This is a genomic window from Chlamydiota bacterium (assembly GCA_012729785.1).
Lineage (GTDB): Bacteria > Auribacterota > Tritonobacteria > UBA1439 > UBA1439 > UBA1439.
On sequence record JAAYCL010000022.1, the window covers coordinates 50,383 to 74,683 of the forward strand.

The 24,301-nt window shown below is 68.4% G+C and carries 15 protein-coding genes, 1 tRNA gene and 2 pseudogenes; all 18 read left to right on the plus strand.

Going from position 1 to position 24,301, the window contains the following annotated elements; genetic code table 11:
• Nucleotides 1–69: 69 nt before the first annotated feature.
• The 18 genes and pseudogenes from GXY35_04980 to GXY35_05065 all read left to right on the plus strand — a co-directional run bounded on the left by GXY35_04980 (nucleotide 70) and on the right by GXY35_05065 (nucleotide 24,289).
• On the plus strand, nucleotides 70–1,368 hold the full coding sequence (locus GXY35_04980; protein NLW93939.1) for a hypothetical protein: 1,299 nt from the start codon (nucleotides 70–72) through the stop codon (nucleotides 1,366–1,368).
• The gene (locus tag GXY35_04985) at nucleotides 1,365–3,200 is read left to right on the plus strand and encodes a tetratricopeptide repeat protein (GenBank protein ID NLW93940.1); all 1,836 of its coding nucleotides are present in this window, start codon (nucleotides 1,365–1,367) and stop codon (nucleotides 3,198–3,200) included. Before GXY35_04980 ends, GXY35_04985 begins: the two co-directional genes overlap by 4 nt.
• A 788-nt stretch (nucleotides 3,201–3,988) precedes the next feature.
• Complete coding sequence (locus GXY35_04990; GenBank protein NLW93941.1) at nucleotides 3,989–4,210, plus strand: hypothetical protein; 222 nt, start codon at nucleotides 3,989–3,991, stop codon at nucleotides 4,208–4,210.
• A 1,042-nt stretch (nucleotides 4,211–5,252) separates the two neighbouring features.
• Nucleotides 5,253–6,122 (plus strand): annotated as a pseudogene (locus GXY35_04995) (PQQ-like beta-propeller repeat protein).
• 1,358 nt (nucleotides 6,123–7,480) lie between these two features.
• A pseudogene (locus tag GXY35_05000) lies at nucleotides 7,481–8,344 on the plus strand (PQQ-like beta-propeller repeat protein).
• Nucleotides 8,345–9,176: 832 nt separating this feature from the next.
• Nucleotides 9,177–9,252, plus strand: a tRNA-Phe gene (locus GXY35_05005).
• 428 nt (nucleotides 9,253–9,680) lie between these two features.
• Entirely contained in the window at nucleotides 9,681–12,848 is a 3,168-nt protein-coding gene (secA, locus tag GXY35_05010; protein NLW93942.1) for a preprotein translocase subunit SecA, read from the plus strand.
• A 93-nt stretch (nucleotides 12,849–12,941) separates the two neighbouring features.
• Nucleotides 12,942–14,471: an apolipoprotein N-acyltransferase gene (gene lnt, locus GXY35_05015; GenBank protein ID NLW93943.1), complete on the plus strand. Its 1,530-nt coding sequence runs from the start codon at nucleotides 12,942–12,944 to the stop codon at nucleotides 14,469–14,471.
• A 22-nt stretch (nucleotides 14,472–14,493) separates the two neighbouring features.
• Nucleotides 14,494–15,598 (plus strand): peptide chain release factor 2 gene (gene prfB, locus GXY35_05020; GenBank protein NLW93944.1). Its coding sequence is split into 2 segments (ribosomal slippage): nucleotides 14,494–14,550 and nucleotides 14,552–15,598, totalling 1,104 coding nucleotides; the frame shifts between segments, so codons are not numbered across the junction.
• 44 nt (nucleotides 15,599–15,642) lie between these two features.
• Nucleotides 15,643–16,029: an exosortase system-associated protein, TIGR04073 family gene (locus tag GXY35_05025; protein NLW93945.1), complete on the plus strand. Its 387-nt coding sequence runs from the start codon at nucleotides 15,643–15,645 to the stop codon at nucleotides 16,027–16,029.
• A 91-nt stretch (nucleotides 16,030–16,120) separates the two neighbouring features.
• Nucleotides 16,121–17,725, plus strand: a complete 1,605-nt coding sequence (gene lysS, locus GXY35_05030; GenBank protein NLW93946.1) for a lysine--tRNA ligase — start codon at nucleotides 16,121–16,123, stop codon at nucleotides 17,723–17,725.
• The gene (locus tag GXY35_05035) at nucleotides 17,722–18,960 is read left to right on the plus strand and encodes a lipoprotein-releasing ABC transporter permease subunit (GenBank protein NLW93947.1); all 1,239 of its coding nucleotides are present in this window, start codon (nucleotides 17,722–17,724) and stop codon (nucleotides 18,958–18,960) included. Before lysS ends, GXY35_05035 begins: the two co-directional genes overlap by 4 nt.
• Nucleotides 18,953–19,660: an ABC transporter ATP-binding protein gene (locus tag GXY35_05040; protein ID NLW93948.1), complete on the plus strand. Its 708-nt coding sequence runs from the start codon at nucleotides 18,953–18,955 to the stop codon at nucleotides 19,658–19,660. The genes GXY35_05035 and GXY35_05040 overlap by 8 nt, the downstream gene beginning before the upstream one ends.
• Nucleotides 19,661–19,758: 98 nt before the next feature.
• Nucleotides 19,759–20,625 carry a branched-chain-amino-acid transaminase gene (gene ilvE / locus GXY35_05045; protein NLW93949.1) on the plus strand — a complete coding sequence of 289 codons (867 nt, stop codon included), beginning with the start codon at nucleotides 19,759–19,761 and terminating at the stop codon, nucleotides 20,623–20,625.
• A 221-nt stretch (nucleotides 20,626–20,846) separates the two neighbouring features.
• Nucleotides 20,847–21,776, plus strand: a complete 930-nt coding sequence (locus GXY35_05050) for a methylenetetrahydrofolate reductase [NAD(P)H] (GenBank protein ID NLW93950.1) — start codon at nucleotides 20,847–20,849, stop codon at nucleotides 21,774–21,776.
• Nucleotides 21,773–22,363 (plus strand): NAD(P)H-dependent oxidoreductase, encoded by a 591-nt coding sequence (locus GXY35_05055; GenBank protein ID NLW93951.1) that lies wholly within the window; start codon nucleotides 21,773–21,775, stop codon nucleotides 22,361–22,363. Before GXY35_05050 ends, GXY35_05055 begins: the two co-directional genes overlap by 4 nt.
• A gap of 6 nt (nucleotides 22,364–22,369) precedes the next feature.
• A complete protein-coding gene (locus GXY35_05060; protein ID NLW93952.1) occupies nucleotides 22,370–23,272 on the plus strand; it encodes a radical SAM protein in 903 nt (300 codons plus the stop codon).
• A gap of 66 nt (nucleotides 23,273–23,338) precedes the next feature.
• A complete protein-coding gene (locus GXY35_05065) occupies nucleotides 23,339–24,289 on the plus strand; it encodes an alcohol dehydrogenase catalytic domain-containing protein (GenBank protein ID NLW93953.1) in 951 nt (316 codons plus the stop codon).
• The last annotated feature ends 12 nt before the right edge of the window (nucleotides 24,290–24,301 follow it).

Genomic DNA, 24,301 nt, shown 5'->3' on the forward strand with positions numbered 1-24,301 from the left:
GCGCGGGCAGCGCGTGCGGCCGTTCGTGTGGCTTCGGGACGCTCGAACGTTCCGCCCGAAAGGGTCGTTGTGAAACGGTTGCTGCTCATTCTGCCGCTGTGCACGTTCGCCGGCGCCGTCCTCGGCTGGTGCCACGCCTTCATGCGCGAACCGCTCTTCCTCTGCGAGGCGACCGTGGCGGTGCGCGGCACCCCGCTCCGCCAGGGAGGGATCGCGGAGCTTCGGCGCCAGATGCTCGAGACGCCGGTGCTGATCGAGGCCGCCCGCCAGTCGGGGGGCGCGCAGAGGCGGTTGTCGGTCGAGGAGCTCACCGAGCGCGTCTGGGCCTCCGTCATCGACGAGGGCCGGATCCGGCTCGGCTACCGGGCCGGGGAACCCGGTGTCGCCGACGCGTTCGTTCGCGCATGGGTGGACAGCTTCCAGGCGGGGCGCACGCAGCTCCGCGGCGAGCACGGCCGGAAGGAGACCGCCCGTCTGAAGGAGCGCCTCGTCAAGGAGGAGGCGCTCCGCGAGAAGGCCGGTGACGCCCTCAAGGAGTTCCTCGTGGAGCAGGTGGGGGTCCCCCCCGCCGTCGCCGCCCAGACCCTCTCGAGGCTCGCCCGCGGCGAGCGCCTGTCGCGCATCGTGGGGGGGGAGGTCGCCCGGATCGACCGGGAGCTCTCCGAGGCGGAGGAGCGTCTGCGCGCCCTCAACGCCCGGGAGGCGGCGCTCGCCGAGAGCCTCGCGCGCGAGGAGAAGTACGTGGTCACCTTCCAGCTCAGGGAGGAGAACCCCGTGGTGCGCGAGATGCAGCAGCGGCTCGCCGAGAAGCAGATGGAGCTCCAGCGCCTGAGCGTCGATTCGACCGACCGGCACCCGCTCCGCGCCCGCTACGAGCAGGAGGTCCAGAAGATCAAGGAGCTCCTGAAGGACAAGCCCGCCGACACGGTGAAGGAGCAGCGCCGCGAACTGAACCCGGTGTACAGCGACCTCGCCCTCGACCAGAGCAGGACGAAACGGGCCGCCTCGGTGCTCATGGCGCAAGTGGAGCGGCTCCGCGAGGCGCGTCTGGCCGCCGGCCGGATCGCCTCCCTCGCCGCCGCCGACGAAAATCAAATCGGCGCGCTCGTCGGCGAGTTCCAGGCGCGGCAGAAGGCAGTCGAGAACGCGCGCGCCGTGCACGAGGACGCGCAGACGAAGTTCTCCCCGGGCGCATGGTCGGTCGGGATGGAGATCGTGGATATCGCGGCCCCCTCCATCCCGCTCAGCCAGGGGCCCCGGATGCGGATGTTGATCGCCGCCGGCGGCCTCGGCGGCGCTGTCGTGGGGCTGCTCGTCGTCGGCGCCGTCCTGCTCGTGCGCAGGCCCCCTCCGCCCGGAACCCTATGACCCCGCTTCGCATCCTCCTCGCCGCCGCCGCGGCGCTGGCCGTCTCCACCGATTCCGCGGACGCCCGGACCCCGCACGGTCCCCTCGGCGTCTCCCTCGACCCGCTCGCCGCGGGGACCTCGGAGCGCGTGATCGCGGCTCCCGGGGACCCGCTCTCCGCCGATGCGCATTTCCGCCTCGGCGTCCGGTACCGCGCGCAGGCCGAGCTCGTGAAGGCGGCGGAGCAGTTCCGCCTCGCGGCCGAGCTCGCGCCGTCGGACCCCGCCGTGCACCTCAACCTCGGGATCGTTCTCGGAGAGATGGGGAGGACCGGCGAGGCGCTGGCTTCGTTCGATCGGGTGCTGGAGATCGATCCCGGGAGCCTGCCGGCCCTCTTCAACCGCGGCGTGCTCCTGATGCGGCAGGGCGCCTACGCGGAGGCGATATCCACGTTCGAGAAGGCCCTCCTCCTGGGGGGCGACAGCGTCCCGGTGCACTACAACCTCGCCGTCTGCTACGAGTACGCCGACGGCGAACGGTACGGCCGCGGGTTCGATGCGGGCAGGAGCGCCCTCCACTACCGAAAGGTGCTCGCGGAGCAGCCCGACAACGCCATCGCGCGTTTCAATCTCGGCATGGTCTGCCTCCACGGCGGCGACCCCGCGGGGGCGGAGCAGGAACTCTCCAAGGCCGCGGAACTCGACCCCGGAATGGCGGACGCGGCCTTCCAGCTCGGCCTCCTGATGCTCAAGAAGAAGAGCTACCGCAGCGCCTCGAGGCATCTGGGCGAGGCGCGGCGTCTCGATCCGGCACTTCCGGCCGCGGCCCCGCTCGCCGACGCGCACGGGGGGCTGGGGCAGTTCTATCTCGACAACGCCGATTTCGGGAACGCGAAGACGCATTTCGAGGAGGCGCTCGCGCTCGACCCCGGCCGGGTGCAGGCGCTGGTCGGCCTCGGGCGCGCCGCGCGCGGCCTCGGGGACTACGCGGGTGCGGTCCGCAGCTACACGACAGCGCTCGCCTCGGACGAGGCGCTTCCGCTCAGGGGGGAGCTGGCGGACACCTATGCCGCCTGGGCCGACGACCTCGCGCGCCGGGGCGAGCACGCCGACGCCGCGGCGAAGTACGAGTACGCCCTCCGCCTGCGGCCGGACGATGCGGGCTGCCTCAAGAGGCTGGCCGCGCTCTACCGCGGCCCTCTGGAGGACGCGGGCAAGGCGATCTACCTCTATCGCAAGGCGCTCTCCTCAGGCGATCTGTCCGTCACCGCCGCGGAGGAACTCAGAAAGGAGCTCGCGGGGGCGGTGCGGGAGGGGAGGGACATCGTCGACGAGTACCGCCTGCTTGTGGATCGGAACCCGGAGAACGCCACCCTCCGCTACAACCTCGGCGTCTTCCACCACGAGCGGAACGAGTTCGACGCCGCCGCGGAGGAGTACAAGCGCGTGATCCGTCTCGACCCCGCCCACGGCTACGCGCACTACAACCTCGGGCTCATCTATCAGCGGAAGGGGCTGCGGAGCGCCGCGCTGCGCGAGTTCAAGCTCGCCCTGCACTTCAAGCCCGGCTACCACCGCGCGCACTACGCGCTCGGGAGGTTCTACGAGGATCTGGGGGCCCACGCCCAGGCGCGGGAGGAGTACGCGCGGGCGATCGAGAGCGCGCCGGGGTATGCGGAGGCGCACCTCGCCCTGGGGCTGCTGCTGCGCGACAGGTTGCGCGACGAAAAGGCTGCGCGGGAGCATCTCGACCGGTACCGCGAACTCAAGACCGTCACGGAGTCGGGGGGGGAGCGCGAAAACGCCGCCTCCCCCGCGAAAGCCGCATCGCCTCCGCCCGCGGAGCCGTCCTGAGGGGACGCCTCCGCGCCCACGGTTCGAGATCCTCCAGGCGCCTGTCGCGCGGGATTGGCGTGCACCGGACGGACGGACAGGGCGAATGAACCGTCGGGGGAAAGATGTGCGGCCTCCGCCGCGATGCCGTAAGGGCGAGGCTGTTAGTACAGCCCTTCGGATACCACGTGGGCATCCTTTGCGGCGTTCCACGTCCGGCCCGGAGACCGGTCACTTCCGGCCGCGTCGGGATTCCCGTCTGTGCGTATTGGGCTGTTAACCGTGCCCTGTACGAACATGACAGAGACCGCACACCTGATGGTAGGGATTTCACTCCCGCCTGTCAAATCTTTTCGCGATTTTTTGCGGGCCTCTTGTGCGAGAGAGAAGGTGCGCATTGTACGCCTGCGCGCCGTGCGACGTGTGCCCGCGACCATTTCGCCAACCCTCGCGAATCTCCCCTCCAAGCTTCCCGCGCCGCCGGCCCGCAGCCCCGCCTTTTCGCGCGCATCCGCGACGCGGCCCGGCGGCTCGCGCGCATCCACGCCGTCTCGCACGCATCCACGCCGTCTTGCGCGCATCCGCGCAGGTTCGCACGCATATCCGCCGCGGATAGGCGGCTCGCACGCACCCACGCCGTCTCGCACGCATCCGCGCCGCTGGCCGGCGGCTCGCGCGCGCCGGGCGGGGATGTAGCAGGGATGCTCGCATGAAGGGGATTTTTTGAAAATAGTTTGAAACTTTTCCCCTTTTCCCGCGACTAGTATGGTGAGCGGGGGCGCAGGGCTCCCGCCTAACGGGGAGGGGCGGTGATGAAGGCGTGGGACGAGGATGCGGCCAGGAAGGCGGTGGACGAGTTCGCGTCGGTCTGGAAGGGGTTGGCCGCCGCGCAGCCGATGTTCACTGGGAGGCTCGGAACGGCGTGGAGGGACTGCTACGGGCGGTGCGGGCACAAGAGGCTCGGGCGCGTCGTGCTCGGCCAGTCCGTCGAGGAGGCGTGCAAGGCCCGCTCGGCCAAGGAAGGCGAATGAACCGCCCGGATCGTCCGCGGCCGACAGGCGGAATGCGCGCGGGGTGCGGGACGGATCCTCGGCGAGCCGACCGTCGAGCCTGCACGGATGCAGGAGGTTCGGGGTGCGGGGATGCGCGCCGTGCCGTTCCCGAAAGGGGCGGCTGTCAGGGGAGGGGCGGGCGGGGCTGAGTGCGGTCGCTCCCTGCATCCGCCCGACATCCCGCGTCGTGTCGGGGAAGGGAGGACGCCGCCCCGCGCAAGGGTGGGGCTGAGTGCGACCGCTCCCTGCATCCGCCAGACATCCCGCGTCGTGTCGGGGAGGGGAGGACGCCGCCCCGCGCAAGGGCGGTGCTGAGTGCGGTCGCTCCCTGCATCCGCCAGATATCCTGCGTCGTGTCGGGGAGGGGAGGGCGCCGCCCCGGGCAAGGGCGGGGCTGAGTGCGGTCGCTCCCTGCATCCGCCCGACATCCCGCGTCGTATCGGGGAGGGGAGGACGCCGCCCCGCGGCGGGGGCGGGGCGGCGAAATCCTATGGCATCGTCTCCCTTCCTGTAGTATAGCGTGCGCGTTCCGGGAGTGCCGGGGTAGCTCAGTTGGCAGAGCGCTGCACTGAAAATGCCATCCGACCATTTCCCATAACACCCGCCAAACAAAGCAATTACGTTCCAGCCCAACAAGTTATATCCCAAAGTTAGATAGCCATAGATGTCACTAACAACCACGTTGGGGATATGGAATGGTCAAAATTTGGTCACAAATCCCGGATGCGGTTTTCCTCAAAATCCCCCCCCGGGGGGATTGACAGCCAGCGGGAGAGGAGTACATTGATTCGCGGAGGGGAGGTATCCCCTGTGAAGATGGGTTGTCAAAGCGAACCTGGCGCAGACTTCAGGCGCGTCATTGAAAAGGTGCGCCGTTGTCTTTTCCTGGCGGCATCTCTCGCGAATATGCCGAAAGGAGGCAGTCGTGAATAAACTCTCCTTCTGTCTGACGCTTGCCCTCGTTGCATCCCTTGTCGCTGGCTCCCCCACACACGCCGAACTCGCCGACACCCCGTGGCCGATGTTCCGGCACGATTTGCAGCACACGGGGCGGAGCGAGTACACGGGGCCGTCAAATCCAGAACTCGCGTGGAGTTATGAAACCGGCTTTTATATGCACAGCTCCTCGCCTGCGCTCGGGAGTGAGGGGCGGGTGCATTTCGGCTCTCGGGATAACAGGCTCTATACCATCGCCTCGGACGGAGCGCTATCGTGGAGTTATGAAACCGGCTATCGGGTGACCTCCTCGCCCGCGCTCGGGACTGACGGGCGGGTGTATGTCGGCTCTAATGATAACATGCTCTATGCCATCGCCTCCGACGGAGCGCTGTCGTGGACTTATGTAACCGGCTGGTATGTGGGCTCCTCGCCCGCGCTCGGGAGTGACGGGCGGGTGTATGTCGGCTCAGAAGATCAAAGGCTCTATGCCATCGCCTCCGACGGAGCGCTGTCGTGGAGTTATAAAACCGGCGCTTGGGTGCTCTCCTCGCCTGCGCTCGGGAGTGACGGGCTGGTGTATGTCGGCTCTTATGATAACAAGCTCTATGCCATCGCCCCCGACGGAGCGTTGGAGTGGAGTTATGAAACCAACGGGTATGTGTACTCCTCTCCCGCGCTCGGGAGTGACGGGCGGGTGTATTTCGGCTCTCATGATTACAGGATTTATGCCATCGCCTCCGACAGAGCGCTGGAGTGGAGTTATGCAACCGGCTATAATGTGGCACACTCTTCGCCTGCGCTCGGGAGTGACGGGCAGGTGTATGTCGGCTCTTATGATAACAGGCTCTATGCCGTCGCCTCCGACGGAGCGCTGTCGTGGAGTTATGAAACCGTCGGTAATGTGTACTCCTCGCCTGCGCTCGGGAGTGACGGGCGGGTGTATGTCGGCTCTTTGGATAACAGTCTCTATGCCATCGCCTCGGACGGATCGCTGTCGTGGAGTTATGTTACTGGCGGCTCGTTCTACCCCTCTTCGCCCGCGCTCGGGAGTGACGGGCGGGTGTATGTCGGCTCTGCTGATAACCGCCTCTATTGCATCAAACAGGTGCCCACCGAGACGCCGACGATCACCCCGACCTCCGCGCCCACGAAGACGCCGACCACCACGCCCACGCCCCCGATCGACCTGACGGCGGACAAGACGGAGTACGGGACGACGGGCGCCATCTCCGTCACGGCGGACGTGTGGCCCCTGACGGTACCGTGCTACCCGTTCGTGCGCATCCTGATGGCCGACGGCTCGACGCTGTACTACCAGTCCGGCGTTGGGTTCACGGCCTCGCCGGTGCCGTACCTCGGCTTCGAGGCGGGGACCATCGTGACAACCGAGCCCATCCGGGACTACCTGGTTCTCTCGGCGAGCTTCTCGGGGATAGCCACAGGAACCTACTACCTCGAAGGCGGAGCGGTGGACATGACCAAGACCGTCTCCGCCGACAACCTCATCTACTTCGGCGCGGTTGACCGTGAGACGCTGAAGGTGAAGTAGGTTGCCGCATACATACCACACACGCCCCGCTTCCGGCGCCCGTCGGGAGCGGGGCTTCTCCTTGCTTTCAGTTTTCCCTAGAAGGCTTCCTGCAGTGCTGACGCTGACCCCGCATTCTCCTTACTCCCACCATGCAGGCAAGCAGCGACAGCCCCAATGGATCGCGCCCGATCTCGTTGCATCGCCCCGTCTATGCTCGGCGGCGTTTGCAGCCGGTGGACAGACACTATGTGGACACCGCGCCTCCTTTCCGAACCCACAAGCGTTTGCTGATAACAGACCTTCAGACATCTGGTCGAAACCTGGAGGAACAGGTCACTCAGGAGCGGATTAATCTTGTTGAATGATCCTGGCACGATCTCTCTACAATCTTTTTACATTTCCGTGACACTCCGCGCGCGGCCCGGTGGTCTACTATCAGTGGGACGATGGAGGGGTGAGGACGGACGGGAGATCCTTTAGGGATACGGCGCGGCGCGAAGCGGGGGGACGCCGGATACGGCTGCGACGCCCCGGGCCTCCGCAGAGGAGGGCGCGCGAAAGGAGGGCGTCATGAGCGCCGCCGAGAGGTTTTTCCGGTACGCCGTTCTTTTCGTCGCCGGGGGGCGCGGCGGGCCGAGGCGGTCTTCAGGGAGCGCGCGGCATGGAGGAGGGCTGGGGAGGCCCCGCCCGGGCCCGCGGAGGCGCACCTTTTTGTGTTTACCCCCCAAGTCTTGCATTTACATAGGCAATACGCCGTACCATCCAAAAAGGAGGTTCTGATGAAATACCTCTCTATGTGCCTGATGCTCGCCCTCGTTGCATCCCTTGTCGCCGGTTCCCCCGCACACGCCGAACTCGCCGACACCCCGTGGCCGATGTTCATGCACGACGCGCGGCACACGGGGCAGAGCGAATACGCGGGACCGTCAAATCCCGAATTCGCGTGGAGTTATGCAACCGGCTATTATGTGTTCTCCTCGCCTGCGCTCGGGAGTGACGGGCGGGCGTATGTCGGTTCAGCAGATAACAGGCTCTATGCCATCGCCCCCGGCGGAGCGCTGTCGTGGAGTTATGAAACCGGCTCTTGGGTGGACTCCTCGCCTGCGCTCGGGAGTGACGGACGGGTGCATGTCGGCTCTTATGATAACAGGCTCTATGCCATCGCCTCGAACGGAGCGCTGTCGTGGAGTTATGAAACCGGCAGGTGGGTGCAACCCTCGCCTGCGCTCGGGAGTGACGGGCGGGTGCATGTCGGCTCTTATGATAACAGGCTCTATGCCATCGCCCCCGACGGAGCGCTGTCGTGGAGTTATGAAACCGTCGGTAATGTGCGCTCCTTTCCCGCGCTCGGGAGTGACGGGCGGGTGTATGTCGGCTCTGAGGATAACAGGCTCTATGCCATCGCCCCCGACGGTGCGCTGGAGTGGAGTTATGAAACCAGCGGTAATGTACGCTCCTCGCCTGCGCTCGGGAGTGACGGGCGGGTGCATGTCGGCTCTTATGATTACAGGCTCTATGCCATCGCCTCCAACGGAGCGCTGTCGTGGAGTTATGAAACCGGCGACGTTGTGCGCCCCTCGCCCGCGCTCAGGAGTGACGGGCGGGTGCATGTCGGCTCTTTTGATAACAGGCTCTATGCCATCGCCTCCGACGGTGCGCTGGAGTGGAGTTATGAAACCAGCGGTAATGTGCACTCCTCGCCTGCGCTCGGGAGTGACGGGCGGGTGCATGTCGGATCTCAGGATAACAGGCTCTATGCCATCGCCTCCGACGGAGCGCTGTCGTGGAGTTATGTAACCGGTTGGTATGTGGACTCCTCGCCTGCGCTCGGGAGTGACGGGCGGGTGTATGTCGGCTCTTATGATAACCGCCTCTATTGCATCAGACAGGCGCCCACCGAGACACCGACGATCACCCCGACCTCCACGCCCACGGAGACGCCGACCACCACGCCCACGCCCCCGATCGACCTGACTGCGGACAAGACGGAGTACGGGACGACTGACTCGATCTCCGTCACGGCGGACGTATGGCCCCTGACGGTGCCGTGCTACCCGTTCGTACGCATCCTGATGGCCGACGGCTCGACGCTCTACTACCAGTCCGGCGTCGGGTTCACGGCCTCGCCGGTGCCGTACCTCGGCTTCGAGGTGGGGACCATCGTGACGTCCGAGCCCATCCGGGACTACCTGGTTCTCTCGGCGAGCTTCTCGGGGATAGCCACAGGAACCTACTACCTCGAAGGCGGAGCGGTGGACATGACCAAAACCGTCTCCGCCGACAACCTCATCTACTTCGGCACGGTTGATCGTGAGACGCTGACGGTGAAGTAGGGTGCCGCATACATACCACACACGCCCCGCTTCCGGCGCCCGTCGGGAGCGGGGCTTCTTCTTGCCCGCATAATCACCCCCACGGGTGGTTGACCAATCCCCTCTGGGGTGATAACATTAATAACTTCAGAATCAATATGATGCCGGGGTAGCTCAGTTGGTAGAGCACTGCACTGAAAATGCAGGTGTCGTCAGTTCAATTCTGACCCCCGGCACCAGCTTCCCTCCCGCGCACCCCCGGTCGCCTGGGCTTGTCGCGCAGAGGATGCCCGGCCGACCGATCTCCTGCCGCGCCGTCCCGGGTGCATATCTTCCAGTTCGGCGGCGGGTTTGGGCGAGATCTGCCATCCCCGCGCGCCCCCGGCCGCCCGTCCGCATTCCGCAGACCCGCCGATGCGATGCGCCGTTTGCCGCCCCGCCGGCCTGTTTTCGCGAAGCACAGATCGGGGACCTCCTGCCGCCGCGTCACCGGCCCGTCCCCGCGGGGCGCCGATTGGGACATTCCGCCCCTGCATCTCCGGCCCCTCCCCGCGCGCTCTCCGGCTGCCCGGCCCCGTACGCGTGGTAGCCGGCGCACCGGCCCCGCGCGCTCTTGTCCGGCCGGAGGGATGATGGTATACTCCGCTTTTCGGCGAAAGGATCCGGAATGTTCATGTGGCTGCTGAAGCACACGATAGGCACGAAAAACGACAGGGATATCCGCCGGCTCCGTCCCCTCGTGGCGCGCATCAACGAGATCGAAAAAGAATACCAGTCGCTCTCCGACGACGAGCTCCGGGGCAAGACCGAGGAGTTCAGGAAGCGCCTCGCCGCGGGCGAGACGACGGACGATCTGCTGCCCGAGGCGTTCGCCGCGGTGAAGAACGTCTGCCGGCGTCTCCTCGGGAAGCGATGGGAGGTCTCGGGGCAGGAGATCGAGTGGGACATGGTCCCGTTCGACGTCCAGCTGATAGGCGGCATCGTCCTCCACCAGGGCAAGATCGCCGAGATGGCGACCGGCGAGGGGAAGACGCTCGTGGCCACGATGCCCCTCTATCTCAACGCGCTCGCCGGGAAGAACGTCCACCTCGTGACCGTCAACGACTACCTCGCCCGCCGGGACTCGGAGTGGATGGGGCAGGTCTACGGCGCCCTCGGCCTCACCGTCGGCTGCATCCAGCACGACATGCCGCACGATGCCCGTCGCGAGGCGTACCGCAGGGATATCACCTACGGGACGAACAGCGAGTTCGGCTTCGACTACCTCCGCGACAACGGGATGGCGATGAGTTTGGAGGAGCAGGTCCAGCGCGGGCACCATTTCGCCATCGTGGACGAGGTGGACTCGATCTTGATCGACGAGGCGCGCACCCCCCTCATCATCTCGGGGCCCGCCGTGGTGTCGTCGCAGCAGTACGACGCGCTCAAGCCCCGCGCCGAGGCGCTGGTCCGGAAGCAGGGGGTTCTCTGCAACCGCCTCGTCAACGAGGCCAGGGAGGAGATCGGCGTTTCGGAGAAGGAGTACGAGGCGGCACGCAAGGTCTGGCTCGTGAGCAAGGGCGCTCCCAAGAACCGCCAGCTGCTCAAGCTGATGGAGGAGCCCAAGGTCAGGAAGCTCGTGGACCGGGTCGACCTCGACTTCAGGGTCGACCTGAAGAAGGAGGAGCGATTCAAGTTCCTCGAGGAGCTCTACTACGAGATCGACGAGAAGGGCCACGACATCGACATCAAGGAGAAGGGCCACCAGGTCCTCGACCCGAGCGGGCAGCAGGCGTTCGTGATGCCCGACGTCATCACTGCCACGCAGATGATCGAGGAGGATGCGTCCCTCTCCCCCGAGGAGAAGGCCCGCAGGGTGGGCCGGCTGCAGCAGCGGCAGATCGAGATCGGCGAGAAGCTCCACAGCCTCACCCAGCTGATCCGCGCCTACGCCCTCTACGAGAAGGACGTCGAGTACGTGGTCCAGGACAACCGCGTGATCATCGTGGACGAGTTCACGGGGCGCCTGATGCCGGGGCGGCGCTGGAGCGACGGTCTGCACCAGGCGGTCGAGGCGAAGGAGGGGGTGAAGGTCGAGCAGGAGACCCAGACCTTCGCCACGATCACCATCCAGAACTACTTCCGCCTCTACGCCAAGCTCGCCGGGATGACCGGCACCGCGGAGACCGAGGCGCCGGAGTTCCACCAGATCTACAAGCTCGACGTGGTCGTCGTCCCGACGAACGAGGCGGTGCGCCGCAAGGATTTTCACGACGTCATCTACAAGACGCGCCGCGAGAAGTACAACGCGGTCGTGGACGAGATCGAGAAGTTCAACAAGGCAGGACGGCCGGTGCTCGTGGGCACGGTGAGCGTCGACCAGTCCGAGGTGCTGAGCCGCCTCCTCCAGCGCCGCGGGATTCCGCACGCGGTTTTGAACGCCCGCTACCACGCGCAGGAGGCCGCGATCGTCTCGAAGGCGGGGCAGAGAGGCGCCGTGACGATCGCCACCAACATGGCCGGCCGCGGCACGGACATCAAGCTCGGGGAGGGGGTCGTGAACGCCGACTGCCAGCGTGCCGACGGGCGCTGGTGCTGCGTCCGATGCCCGAAAGAGCGGCAGTGCCGCCGCCTGCCGAAGCCGCTCTGCGGGAAGCCCGGCCGGATGAGCGCGTGCTGGGACGACCCGCCCTGCGGCCTCCACATCATCGGCACCGAGCGGCACGAGGCGCGCCGCATCGACCGCCAGCTCCGCGGCCGGAGCGCCCGGCAGGGGGACCCGGGCTCCTCGCGCTTCTACCTCTCGCTCGAGGACGACCTGATGCGGCTCTTCGGCTCCGAGCGGATCGCGCGGGTCATGGAGCGGATCGGGATGAAGGAGGGGGAGGAGCTCGTGCACCCGCTCCTCACCCGCTCGATCGAGACGGCCCAGAAGAGGGTCGAGCAGCGGAACTTCTCGATCAGGAAGCACACCCTCGAGTACGACGACGTGATGAACAAGCAGCGGGAGGTCATCTACGACTTCCGCAATCAGGTGCTCGCCACCGAGGACCCCCGGACGATGGTGCGCGACCTGATCCGGGAGCTCGTCGAGCAGAAGGTCGCGTTCCATCTCCCCGCCGAGGCCGACCGGGACGCGTGGGGGATCGACGGGCTCGTGCACTGGCTGAACTTCACCTTCCCCGTCTTCCTGCAAGGCTCGGACCTCGACACGGACGGGGCGACCCCCGAGACGGTCGCGGCGGCGGTCCTGGCCCGCATCGACGAGGCCTTCTCGCGCAAGGCCGGCTTCGAGGACGAGGCGGCGCGCCGGATGGACCGCGAGGCGGGCGGGGAGGGAGGGGAGCCGGGGATGCAGCGGCTCTGCCGCCTCCTGATGCTCAGCGTCGTGGACCGCCTCTGGAAGGAGCATCTGTACAACATGGACGCCCTGCGCGAGGGGATCTTCCTCAGGGCGTACGGCCAGAAGGATCCGCTCATCGAGTACAAGAAGGAGGGGTTCGAGATGTTCTCCGAGATGATGGGCGCGATCAACGAGGGGATCGTGGGCGGCATATTCCGCACCACCTTCTCCCCGCAGACGATCCGGCAGATACTGGCGGAGCCCGCCCAGCAGACGTACGTCCATCGGGAGGTGAGCGCCTTCCAAATGGCGGCGGGGGAGGTCCCGGAGCCCGCGCTCGCCGGCGCCGCGGCGCACCACGAGCAGTCGTACGGGGCGCTCGGCGGCGATGACGCGCCGCGGCCGGCGCGGAAACCGTTCGTCAGGAAGGATCGGAAGGTGAGCCCCAACGAGCCGTGTCCGTGCGGCAGCGGCAAGAAGCACAAGAAATGCTGCGGCGCGGGGAAGGCGTGAGGATGGACCCCTCCCTGCGGCGGGCACCGCGCCCCTACGGAGCGGCCGCCGCCCCCCCGCGCCTTCTTTGATGGAACGTTGACGCGCCGCCCCATGACCATGCTCCCGTATCTCCTCTCGATCTTCTCCGGCCTCCTGCTGGCCGCATCGTTCCCGGATGCGGACTGGAACCTCCTCGCCTGGGCGGGGCTCGTCCCGTTCTTCATCGCGATCGAGGGGCGGGGATGGCGCGAGACGTTCCGGATCGGCTACCTCGGCGGCGTCGCCTTCTACTGGGCCCTCTTCTACTGGCTGAACAACGTCACGGTCGCCGGGTTCCTCGTCCTCACCTGCTACCTTGCCCTCTACTTCCCGCTCTTCGGGATCCTGATGAACTACGCCCGCCGCCGGGTCCCCGCCCCCTGGTGGCTGGTCGCGCCGCTCGTCTGGACCGCGCTCGAATACATGCGCACCTACGCGTTCACCGGGCTCCCGTGGGGCGTGCTGGGGGTGACGCAGCACCGGGCGGTGCGCCTGATCCAGTTCGCCTCCGTCACCGGCGTCTACGGGGTGTCGTTCCTGGTCGTGCTCGTCAACGCCGCCCTCTACGACTGCGCCGTCAGGCGCGGGGCGCGGCGTTTCGCGGGACCCGTTGCCGCCCTCCTCGCCGCCTCGCTCGCCCTCGTCCACGGCGGCTGGTGGATGGGAGGCGGCGCGGTGCTCGGCGAAACGGTGCGGGTGGCGATCGTGCAGGGGAACGTGCCGCAGGAGGAGAAGTTCGGGGAGGGGTTCGCGCGCGAGATCATCGAGAGGTTCCACCGCCTCACCCGCGGCGTGAAGGGGGCCGAGCCCGACCTGGTGGTCTGGCCGGAGACCTCGGTGCCCGGCTACTACTGGTACGATCCGCTCCTCCGGCGCACGACCGCGGCGCTCCAGAGCGAGATGCGCACGCCGCTGCTCCTGGGGAGCGTCCACGTCTCCGATCTCGACGACCCGCGCTACACCAACTGCGCCTTCCTCGTGGGCGCGGACGGGGAACCGCTCGGGCGCTACGACAAGATCCATCTCGTCCTCTTCGGTGAGATCATCCCCTGCAAGCGGATCTTCCCGTTCCTGAAACGCCTCGTCCCCTACGAAGAGGATTTCACCCCGGGGGAGGAGTTCACCGTCTTCCCGCTCGCCGAAGGCGACTTCTCGGCCCTGATCTGCTTCGAGGACATCCTGCCGGACCTCGCCCGGAACTTCGTGAAGCGGGGCGCCCGGTTCCTCGTGAATATCACCAACGACGCCTGGTTCGGCAGGACGAGCCAGCCGTACCAGCAGGCCGCGCACGCGGTCTTCCGTTGCGTGGAGAACTGCGTGGGGATGGTCCGGGCCACGAACACCGGCCTCTCCTGCTTCATCGACCCGTTCGGGCGGGTCTACCGGGTGCTCAGGGACCCCTCGGGCGAGGAGCTGTTCGTCGAGGGGACGGCGGTGGAGGAGGTGCCGCTCACGGAGACGAGCACCTTCTACACCCGGCGCGGGAACGTCTTCGCGGCCGTCTGCGCCGCCCTCTCGGCGGCGCTCCTGCTCCTCGGGCCGGCGCGGAGGGGAAGAGGGGGGAACGGTTTCCCGCGGGACGACACGGCGCGCGTGCTATAATGGGCGCGCCACGGAGGGGCGCATGCTGGACGAACTGACCGAGCGGCACCGGAGGCTCATCGAGGGGCTTCGGCAACTCGGAGACTATCTTTGACCTCGCCGGCAAAAGGGAGGAGATCGCGGCGCTCGAGGAGAGGATGGGGAGGCCCGGCTTCTGGAACGACCAGGCGGGCGCCCGGACCGTCACCGAGTCGCTGTCCCGGATCCGCGAGACCGTCGAGGCCTGGGAGCGGCTCAAGGCCGAGCTCGAGGATCTCGGCGTCCTCTTCGAACTCGTCCGGGAGGAGGGGGACGACGCCTCCGCCTCCGGCCTCCTGAACGACCTCGACCGGGTCGAGGGGGAGTACCGGAAGCTCGAGCTCGAGTCGATCCTCGGCGACCCCCGCGACCGCGCGGGGGCGATCATGATGATCCACGCCGGGGCAGGCGGCACCGAGGCGTGCGACTGGGTGGCGATGCTGCTGCGGATGTATCGGCGCTGGGCGGAGAAGCGCGGCTACGCCTCCGAGGTCCTCGACATGGCCCCGGGGGACGAGGCGGGGTTCCGCAGCGTCACCCTGTCGGTCAAGGGGGAGCACGCCTACGGCTACCTCAAGGCGGAGCGGGGGGTGCACCGCCTCGTCAGGATCTCGCCGTTCGACTCCGCCAAGCGCCGTCACACCTCGTTCGCCTCCGTGGATCTGGTGCCGGAGGTGGAGGGGGAACAGGAGGTGGAGATCAAAGACGAGGATCTCCGGATCGACACCTTCCGCGCGCACGGGGCCGGGGGGCAGCACGTCAACAAGACAGACTCCGCGGTCCGGATGACGCACCTGCCCACCGGGATCGTCGTCCAGTGCCAGAATGAACGCTCGCAGTACAAGAACCGGGTGACCGCGATGCGCGTCCTCACCGCCCGGGTCGCCGAGCATTACCGCCGCATCAGGGAGGAGGAGCTCGCGAAGGAGCGGGGCGTGAAACAGGAGATCGCCTGGGGGAGCCAGATACGCTCGTACGTCTTCCAGCCGTACCAGATGGTCAAGGATCACCGCACGAAGCACGAGGCGGGAAACGTCGAGGCGGTGATGGACGGGGAGATCCAGCCGTTCATCGAGGGTTTTCTGCGGAGCGGAGCGGTGCGGGGGTAGTCGCGACGCGCGCCCGGCGGCGTGGGGGACGAAGGAGGTGACGGATGAGCAGGACGGCGTGGGGCGCCTCTGTCGCGCTGTGCGGGCTTCTCTGCGGGACGGCCTCGGCGGCGTACCTGGACGACATCGGCCGCAAAACGGACCGCGGTTTCTCCAACGCGCTCGGCTGCTGGCTCGAGGTGCCGTACCGGATCCACAGGACGGCGGGGGAGAAGGGGATCGCGAGGGGAGGGGCGCAGGGGCTCGGCGAGGGGCTCCTCCTGCTCCCGTGCCGCCTTCTCTCGGGGCTCGTCGACATCGTCACCTTCCCCGTTCCGCTGCCGCGGGCGGGATGGAACGGCCTGATGCAGCCGGAGTACAACCCGTGGGTCGAGGCGCCGGATATCTCGCCCGCCGAGCTTCCCGGGGGCGACGCGGAACCGGCGCCGTGAGGCGCCGAAGCGGGGGGTGAACAGGGCGCGCGGAGGCGGGATGCCCGCGCGCCCCCGCTTCACGGCGGCGGCGCGGGATGGGGGGACAGGGATGGAAACCGGGGATCTGTACCGTCAGCGGGTCGAGAAGCTCCGGCTCCTCGTCGAGAAGGGGGCCGGCGTCTACCGGGAGGGGTTCCCCGGGCGCCTGCCGGTGGGCGAGGCGCTCGGCGGCTTTTCCGAGGGGCGGGAGGTCCGCCTCGCGGGCAGGATCGTCTCGATCCGGGGACACGGGAAGGCGATCTTCGCGGATCTGCGGGACGCCAGCGGCCGCATCCAGATCTACCTCAAGAAGGACGCCCTCCCGGGGGACGTCTTCGCCCTCGCGGGGCTACTGGACCTCGGCGACATCGTCGGCGTCTCCGGGGCCCTCTTCACCACCCGCACCGGCGAGAAGACGCTCGCAGTACGGGGGCTCTCCGTCCTCTCCAAGGCGCTCCGGGAGCCGCCGCTCGGCAAGGCCAAGGATGGGAAGCAGTGGCACGCGCTCGCCGACGTGGAGACGCGCTACCGGCAGCGGTATCTCGATCTGATGGCCAACGATGAGTCGCTGCGCGTCTTCCTGGCGCGAAGCCGGATCGTCCGCGGCATCCGCGCGTTCCTGGACCGGCGCGGCTTCCTCGAGGTGGAGACGCCGATGATGCAGCCGCTCCCGGGGGGCGCCGTCGCGAGGCCGTTCGTGACGCGGCATCGTGCCCTCGGCGCGGAGCTGTACCTCCGCGTGGCCCCCGAGCTGTACCTGAAGCGGCTGCTCGTGGGAGGGTTCGAGCGGATCTACGAGCTCAACCGCAACTTCCGCAACGAGGGGATCTCGACCCGGCACAACCCCGAGTTCACGATGCTCGAACTCTACCAGGCGTACGCGGACTACCGGGAGATCATGGCGCTCGTGGAGGAGATGGTCGCCGCCCTCGCCGACGACCTGCTCGGCTCCCGCATCCTGCGCTACCGCGGCAGCGAGATCCGGCTCGACCCCCCGTGGCCGCGCCTCCCCCTCCTCGAGGCGGTGCGGGAGCGGACCGGCGAGGACCTCTCCCCCGAGAAGGGCGAGGACGCGGCGGTCGCCGCGGCGCAGCGGATGCGGCTCGTCATCGAGGGGCCGAAGACCTACGCCAAGATCGTGGACGAGGCGGTGAAGACCTTCGTGGTCCCGACGCTCTCCGCGCCGACGTTCCTGATCGACCACCCGGTCGCTCTCTCCCCGCTCGCCCGGAGAAAGGCGGACGCCCCCCTCCTCGTCGAACGGTTCCAGCCGTACATCGGCGGGCTCGAGCTGGGCAACGCCTTCTCCGAGCTGAACGACCCGCTGGACCAGCGGGAGCGTTTCGAGGCGCAGATCGCCGCGCGGGGGCGCGGGGACGAGGAGGCGCACCGGATGGACGAGGATTTCATCCGGGCGCTCGAGTACGGGATGCCCCCCGCGGGAGGGCTCGGCATCGGCGTGGACCGCCTGGTGATGCTCTTCACCGGGTGCGAGTCGATCCGGGACGTGATCCTGTTCCCCCAGCTCAAGCCGGAGGAGGGGAGACGCGAGGCGACGTCGGACGAGGGACGGGATGGCGATCTTTCGTCCGACGTCCCGCGTCCCGCCGCTCGCCCGCCGGCGCGCGAGGAGAACCCCGGAAGGGGGGGGGCGGAAGCCGGGGGCGCGATGTGAGGATGCCGCTGGAGATGTTCATCAGCCTCCGCTACCTGAAGGCCAAGCGCAGGCACCGTTTCATCTCGTTCATCTCGTTCATCTCGATCGCGGGGGTCGCCCTCGGGGTGATGGCGCTCATCGTGGTTTTGGCGGTGATGAGCGGCTTCGAGCGGGAGATGAAGGAGAAGGTGATCGGGGTCTACGCCGAACTGCACATCCACACCCGCGCCCTGATGTACGACTGGCCCGGCGTGGTCGCGAAGGCCGAGGCCGTGCCGGGCGTCGTGGCGGCGAGCCCCTTCATCCTCAATCCGCTGATGCTCCGGACGCCGCAGCGCCAGGCGCGCGGCGTGATGGTGCGGGGGATCGACCCGGAGGGGGAGCGGCGGGCCACCTCCCTCGCGAAGTTCCTGAAACAGGGCGACCTCCTCGCCTCCGGTCCCGGCATCCTCGTCGGGAAGGCGCTGGCGAGGGAGCTGGGCCTCGTGGTCGGGGACGAGGTGAAGCTCATCTCCCCGGTCGAGGTCGACACGCCCGCGGGGCCGGTACCGATCGTGCTCGACCGGGTGATCGCCGGCATCTTCAACGCCGGGATGAGCGACTACGACAGCAACCTCATCTACGCGGATCTCGCGACCGCCCAGAAGCTCTACCGGTTCGGCGACGGCGTCCACGGCGTGAGCGTCAAGATCCGCGACCTGTACGACACGGACCGGATCCAGGGCGAGCTGCGGAAGGCGTTCCCCTTCCCGTGCATCGTCAAGAGCTGGATGGAGCAGAACCCGACGCTCTTCGCCGCGGTCAATATGGAGAAGAAGGTGATGTTCATCATCGTGACCCTGATCGTCCTGGTCGCGGCGCTGAATATCGCCAGCACCCTGATCATGGTGGTGATGGAGAAGACGAAGGATATCGGCATCCTCAAGGCGATCGGCGTCAGGCCGCTGAGCATCATGGCCGTCTTCACCGTGGAGGGGGCGATCATCGGGGCGATCGGCGCCCTCATCGGCACGGCCGCGGGCCTCCTCTTCCTCGAGCATATCAACTCGATCGCGACGGCGATCGACTGGCTCACCGGCTTCAACCCGTTCCCGAGCGACATCTACTACTTCGACCAGATCCCGGTGGAGTTCTCGTGGGCGCGCATCTGCTGGACCGGCTTCATCGCCCTGGCGTTGAGCACGATCGGGGCGCTGTACCCGGCCTGGAAGGCGTCGCGGCTCGACCCGGTGGAGGCGCTTCGCTATGAGTGAGGCGAACGCTCCGTTCTTCGAGGCGCGCGGCCTCCGCAAGACCTACCTGAACGGGGCCGACCGGATCGAGATCCTCCGCGGCGTCGGCCTCTCGGTTTTCCCGGGGGAGATGCTGTCGATCGTGGGGCCCTCCGGTTCGGGGAAGAGCACGCTCCTGCACCTGCTGGGGGCGCTCGACCGCCCGGACTCCGGGGAGGTGCGCCTCGACGGGCGCGACCTGTTCAAACTCTCCGAGAACGCCCGCGCGAGGGTCCGCAACGAAAGCATCGGGTTCGTCTTCCAGTTCTACCACCTCCTGCCGGAGTTCACGGCGCTGGAGAACGTGCTGATGCCGGCGCTCGTCTACCGCGCCCGGGGGGCGGGGGGCGGCGGGGCGGCGCGCGCGCGCGCCGCCGCCCTGCTGGAATCGGTCGGCCTCGGGGACCGCCTCGTCCACAAGCCGTCCCAGCTCTCCGGGGGGGAGCAGCAGCGGGTGGCGATCGCCCGGGCGTTGATGAACCGGCCGCGCCTCGTGCTCGCCGACGAACCCAGCGGCAACCTCGACAGCCGCACCAGCGCGGAGCTGCACGCCCTGCTCGCCGACCTGAACCGCCGCGAGGGGCAGGCGTTCGTCATCGTGACGCACGACGACGAGCTCTCCCGCCGCGCGCATCGACGCCTGCGGATGCGCGACGGCGTGGTGGTTTCGGCGGATCGGTAGCGGAATCCGCCGCGGACAACCCGATTGACACCGGCGGGGGTTTTCGGCTATCGTATCACCGCGTCACGCGCACCGATCCGTTCCACCGGAGACAACCGATGAAGATCTACATCAACGGCTCGTTCCACTCCAAGGCCGACGCGAAGATCTCCGTCTACGATCACGGGTTCCTCTACGGCGACGGCGTCTTCGAGGGGATCCGCGCCTACGGGGGGAGGGTATTCCGCCTGAAGGAGCACGTGGACCGGCTCTTCAAGAGTGCGCACACGATCATGCTCTCGATCCCGATGAGCCGCGAGGCGATGGCCGAGGCGGTCGTCGCCACGGTCAGGGAGAACGGCCTCAAGGACGCGTACATCCGCCTCATCATCACGCGCGGGATCGGCCGGCTGGGGCTGAACCCGTTCACCTGCGGCACCCCGCAGGTCATCATTATCGCCGACAAGATCGTCCTGTACCCGAAGGCGTTCTACCAGAAGGGGCTGGGCGTCGTCACGGTCCCCACCCAGCGCAACCTCGGCGAGGCGGTCAACCCCAGGATCAAGTCGCTGAACTACCTGAACAACATCATGGCCAAGATCGAGGCGATCAACGCGGGCGTCTACGAGGCGATCATGCTGAACAGCCACGGCTTCATCTCGGAGTGCACCGGCGACAACATCTTCATCGTCAGCGACGGGCGCCTCCTCACCCCCGCGCTCTACATGGGGGTCCTCGAGGGGATCACCCGCGACGAGGTCATGGCCCTCGCCGCGCGGGACGGGATCGAGGTCAGGGAGACGACCCTCACCCGGCACGACGTCTTCAACGCCGACGAGTGCTTCCTGACCGGCACCGCCGCGGAGATCATCCCGGTCGTCAAGGTCGACGGCCGCCTGATCGGCGACGGGAAACCCGGTCCCGTGACGCGCCGCCTGATGGAGGATTTCCGCGAGCTGGTCCGCAGGGAAGGCGTCCCGGTCTGAGGCCGGGCGCCCCGCGCCGGCGCGGGCGGGCGGACGCAAGCCGGGGACGATCCTCCGCCTCCCGTCCGGGGCGCTCCGCGGCCCATCTTCCGTCCGGCGTGCCGCTCCTCCCTCCCTCGGCGTCCCTATCCCCGGCGGATGATGCCAACCGAACGGCGGTGTGGTATCATCTTCGGTGTCTCTCCGCGCGGGTCTGCGCGGGCGTCGGCCGGAAACCCCCTATGCGCATCGCGGAACTGCTCACGAGAAGCGCCCCGTTCGTCTCGCTCGAATTCTTCCCCCCGCGCGACCGGGAGCGCTGGCCGGCGTTCTTCGCCGCGGTGGAACGCCTCCGCGCGGTGGACCCGCTCTTTGTCTCCGTCACGTACGGCGCGCTGGGGAGCACGCGCGGCAACACGATGGAGATCGTCTCGCGCCTGCGGAACGACTGCGGGCTCGAAACGATGGCCCATCTCACCTGCATCGGCGCCTCCGCCGCGTCCGTGGAGGGGTTCCTCGACGCCCTTGTCGACGCGGGCGTGGACAACGTGCTCGCCCTGCGCGGCGACCCGCCCGCGGACCCGTCCGCCGCCCGGGACCTCCCCGAGGGCGGCCCGGCGTGCCTCCCCGGCGGAAACGGCGCGTTCCGCTGCGCGGCCGACCTCGTCTCCCTCATCCGGTCCCGGCACCCCTCGCTCGGCATCGGCGTCGCCGCCTACCCGGAGGGGCACCCCGAGGCGCCGAGCGCGGAGGAGGATCTGCGTTTCCTGAAGCGCAAGCTCGACCTCGGCGCGGACTTCGCCATCACGCAGCTCTTCTTCGACAACGCCGTCTATTTCGACTTCGTGCGCAGGGCCCGGGAGGCGGGAATCGCCAAGCCCCTGATACCCGGGATCCTCCCGGTCCTCTCCATGTCGACCATCGACCGGCTCGTCTCCAAGTGCGGGGCGCGCCTCCCGGACGACTACCTCGCCCGCCTCCGCGATGCGGACCGGCGCGGCGGTCCGCCCGCGGTCGCCGTGGAGGGGATCGCCCATGCGAAGGCCCAGGCGCGCGGGCTCATCGAGAACGGCGCGCCGGGGATCCACCTCTACACGCTGAACAGGGCCGAGGCATGCCTGGAGATCGTGCGGGGCCTGCCGCCGGCGCATACCAGGGGAGGAAGACGATGAGCCGGAAGAAGATCGTGATCCTGTGCGGGAGCCCGCGCCGGGCGGGAAACACGCGCACGCTTGCGGAGTGGGCGGCCGAGGGCGCGCGGAAGGCGGGCGTCGACGTCGAACTGATCGACCTCACGGGGCTGCGCTACGCCGCCTGCGGCTGCACCTCCTGCTACGGCTGCCAGAGGATTGCGGAGTACCGGTGCGTCCTGAACGACGAGGCCTCGGAACTCCTCGCCCGCCTGCCGGCCGCCGATGCCCTCGTCATCGCCACGCCGATCTACTTCTTCGGCCCCTCGGCGCAGACGAAGGTCTTTCTGGACCGCTGCTTCTCGCTCGCCAAGTTCGACGAGGAGGGGAATGCGACCTCCGCGCTCAAGGGGAAAACGATCGCCCTGATCGCCTCGGCGGGCGGCGAGATACACGAGGGCCTCAAGATCGTCGAGGACACCTTCCGGATCTTCGCCGAGTTCGTCGGGGGACCGTACGCCTCGTTCCTGGCCCCCCGGGCGCCGATGGAGGAAGGCGCGCTCGCGCGCGACGCCATACTCAAGGAAAAGGCGACCGCCTTCGGCGCAACGCTCGCCTCGTCCCTCTGAGGCGCGATGCGCACCGCCTTTCTTGTCGCCACGCGCCGCTGCACGCGGGACTGCCCGTTCTGCTTCTACGCCACCGGCTACCTCCGCCACCCCTCGGTCGAGCTGGAGACGCCCCGGATCATCGAGGCCGTCGGCAGGGCCGCCGAGCTCGGCGCGACGAAGCTCATCGTCAGCGGCGGCGAGCCGCTCCTCCGCCCGGACCTGGGGCAGATCCTCGAGAAGGCGGGCGCCTGCGGCATGACGCGGCTCCTCCTGACGAACGGCGACCCGCTCGACGAGCGGACCGTCCGGCGCGTCGCGCAGGCGGGCCTCGAGGCCGTCTCCCTCTCGGTGAACGACACCGCCACGCTCCCGCGGCGCGCGGCGGCGGTCGCTCTCCTCGCGCGGGAGGCGGCGGTCCCGGTCACCGCGATCATCGCGTTCCACCGGCGAAACGCGAACGAGATCCCGGCGATCCTCGACTGGGCCGCGCGCAGCGGCGTCGCCGCGCTGCTCCAGCCGGCGTTTATCCCCCCCGGATCGGCGGGGGAGCGGTCCCTCTCCCCGCGCCGCCTCTCCCCGGACGAGTGGGCCGTCGTGGAACCCGCCGTGAGGCGCTGGGCTTCGGCCTCGGGCGCGGAGCCGTACGCCCGCCTCGTGCTCGGCCTCTACGGCCGCGGGGAACCGCTGAAACCCCGCCGCTGCGCCATGGGATCCGGCGCGTTCGTCATCGACTGCGACGGCTCCGTCTACCCGTGTTTCCACCGGCGGGATCTCGCGGCGGGGGGGATCCTTTCGAGCGACGCGGCGGAGCTCGAAACGCGGCTGGCCGCGGCGGCGGAGGCGGTGGCAGAGGCCCCCTGTTTCGGGGAGCGGTGCGTGTCGCTCTTCGCCGGCGTCGAGGGAATTGACCTCGCCCCCGCAAGGTAGTACAGTGTCCCCGCACAGGGCGGACGAATCGGACGGGTCCGACCGTGCGCTGCCGGAGGCACACCGATGCGCGCGCTCGTATACGACGGGAAGCTCCGCCTGCGCACCGACCACCCGGCGCCGGCGCGCCGGCCCGGTGAGTCGCTCGTCTCCGTTTCGCTCGCGGGGATCTGCGCCACCGACCTCGAGATCGTCAAGGGGTACATGGGGTTTCACGGCGTCCTCGGGCACGAGTTCGTCGGGCGCGTACAGGAGAGCGATCGCGGCGACCTCGTCGGGAAACGGGTGGTGGGGGAGATCAACTGCCCCTGCGGTTCCTGCCCGCTGTGTCTCCGCGGCCTCGGGAAGCACTGCCCGACGCGAAGCGTCCTCGGGATACAGGGGCACGACGGGGCGTTCGCCGATCTCCTCGTTTTGCCGGACGCGAACCTCCACCCGGTGCCCGAGGGCGTCTCGGACCGGGAGGCGGTCTTCGTCGAGCCGCTCGCGGCCGCCTGGCAGGCGCTGATCCAGGCGGCCCCCGCGAAGGGGGAGGAGACGGTGGTGCTCGGGGACGGGCGGCTCGGCATCCTCGTCGCGATGGTCTTCGTGTCGGAAGGTTTCCCGGTGACGCTGCTCGGGAAGCACCCGGAGAAGCTCGCCCTCGCAGGCGCGGCGGGCGCCGAGACCGGCCTGGTAGGGGAGGCGCGCCGGCTGCCGCGGGCGGACCTGGTGGTGGAGGCGACCGGCAGCCCCTCGGGACTCGAGACGGCCCTGCGGATCGTGCGCCCCGCGGGGAGGATCGTTCTCAAGACCACGATCGCCGGCCCGCATACGGTGGGGCTCGCGTCGCTCGTCGTGGACGAGGTTGCGCTTATCGGCTCCCGCTGCGGCCCGTTCAACCGGGCGCTGGAGTCGCTCGCCGCGGGCGCGGTGGATGTCTCCGCGCTGGCGGCCGCCGAGTTTTCGCTGGAGCGGGGCGTGGAGGCGATGCGCGCCGCCGCGGGCGCGCTCAAGGTGCTGCTGGCCGTCTCGTGACCGCGGGAAGGC

Excerpts from the sequence above, each read along its gene's own strand:
- GXY35_05065 (NLW93953.1), top strand. The coding sequence starts at position 23,339 with ATGCGCGCGCTCGTATACGACGGGAAGCTCCGCCTGCGCACCGACCAC.
- GXY35_05025 (NLW93945.1), top strand. The coding sequence starts at position 15,643 with ATGAGCAGGACGGCGTGGGGCGCCTCTGTCGCGCTGTGCGGGCTTCTC.
- ilvE (NLW93949.1), top strand. The coding sequence starts at position 19,759 with ATGAAGATCTACATCAACGGCTCGTTCCACTCCAAGGCCGACGCGAAG.
- GXY35_05055 (NLW93951.1), top strand. The coding sequence starts at position 21,773 with ATGAGCCGGAAGAAGATCGTGATCCTGTGCGGGAGCCCGCGCCGGGCG.
- GXY35_05040 (NLW93948.1), top strand. The coding sequence starts at position 18,953 with ATGAGTGAGGCGAACGCTCCGTTCTTCGAGGCGCGCGGCCTCCGCAAG.
- lysS (NLW93946.1), top strand. The coding sequence starts at position 16,121 with ATGGAAACCGGGGATCTGTACCGTCAGCGGGTCGAGAAGCTCCGGCTC.
- lnt (NLW93943.1), top strand. The coding sequence starts at position 12,942 with ATGACCATGCTCCCGTATCTCCTCTCGATCTTCTCCGGCCTCCTGCTG.
- GXY35_04985 (NLW93940.1), top strand. The coding sequence starts at position 1,365 with ATGACCCCGCTTCGCATCCTCCTCGCCGCCGCCGCGGCGCTGGCCGTC.
- GXY35_05050 (NLW93950.1), top strand. The coding sequence starts at position 20,847 with ATGCGCATCGCGGAACTGCTCACGAGAAGCGCCCCGTTCGTCTCGCTC.
- GXY35_05060 (NLW93952.1), top strand. The coding sequence starts at position 22,370 with ATGCGCACCGCCTTTCTTGTCGCCACGCGCCGCTGCACGCGGGACTGC.
- secA (NLW93942.1), top strand. The coding sequence starts at position 9,681 with ATGTTCATGTGGCTGCTGAAGCACACGATAGGCACGAAAAACGACAGG.